Here is a 922-nt window from a genome sequence, read left to right as displayed (position 1 = left end):
AGAGCCTGTTTGAGGCGGTTTCATTTAGGCTGGGTTGTTGAGGGCGTTGGCGGCCATCAGGCTGGCGACGCAGGCGAGGCGACCCGTTGCGACGTCAAGGCGACCGGCGCGCTCGCGGTGTAGGCCGGCCCAATGGCTGAGCCAGCCGAAGGTCCTCTCTACGACCCAGCGCCGCTCCAAGACGACGAAGCCCTTCTGGTCCGGCAATTTCTCGACGACGCGGTGGCGCATGCCATGGACGAGACACCATTCTTGGCAGCGCTCGGCCGTGAAGGCACCGTCGAAGATGGCCAGTCGCAGGCTGGGCCATGTCTCCTTGCCATTATCGAGAGCCGGGAGCGTGTCGCGATCCTGCACGTTCGCTGGCACGACGGCGAGCGCCAGCACGTGCCCTTCGGCATCGACCAATGCGACGCGTTTGCGCCCGACCAGCTTCTTGGCTCCGTCATAGCCGCGTGGCCCGCGCACACCGATGCACTTGATGCTTTGCGTGTCGACGATTGCCAGCCGCGGCTCCGGCCGGCGTCCGCAACGCTGTCGTTGCCGGCGGGTCAGATTTCGCATGAGGTCCTCGAACAGGCCCTTCTCGATCCAGCGCCGGAACCAGCCGTAGACCGTACGCCAGGGCGGAAAGCCCGCTGGTAGCGCCCGCCACGCGCCGCCAACCCGCAGGTGCCAGGCAATCGCTGCCAGCACTTGGCGCGCAGGCGTCGCTCCCGGACTGCTTGGCGGATCTGCCCGCTCCACGAAGCGAGTGACCTCGTCCAAGCCTGCCTGCAGCACCATGTCCTTCAGACGCGCCTCATGACGCGTCCGATGTCGGTCCGTCCACATCTGCTCTCCACTCCGCCCCGCCAGGCGGAATTCGTGTTTGCACACGAGGCAGATGGGGACGGACGGCTGAGGGGCTCAAACAGGCTCT

1 protein-coding gene is annotated in these 922 nt (G+C 66.4%); it reads right to left on the bottom strand.

Annotated elements, in window-relative coordinates; genetic code table 11:
• Positions 1-24: 24 nt before the first annotated feature.
• Positions 25-834: an IS5 family transposase gene (locus FV234_RS25885; RefSeq protein WP_147764855.1), complete on the bottom strand. Its 810-nt coding sequence runs from the start codon at positions 832-834 to the stop codon at positions 25-27.
• Positions 835-922 lie beyond the last annotated feature (88 nt).

Origin of the sequence: Methylobacterium sp. WL8 (genome assembly GCF_008040045.1) — a bacterium.
In the GTDB taxonomy this organism is placed as follows: domain Bacteria; phylum Pseudomonadota; class Alphaproteobacteria; order Rhizobiales; family Beijerinckiaceae; genus Methylobacterium; species Methylobacterium cerastii.
This window is presented reverse-complemented; position numbering and strand designations above follow the sequence as displayed.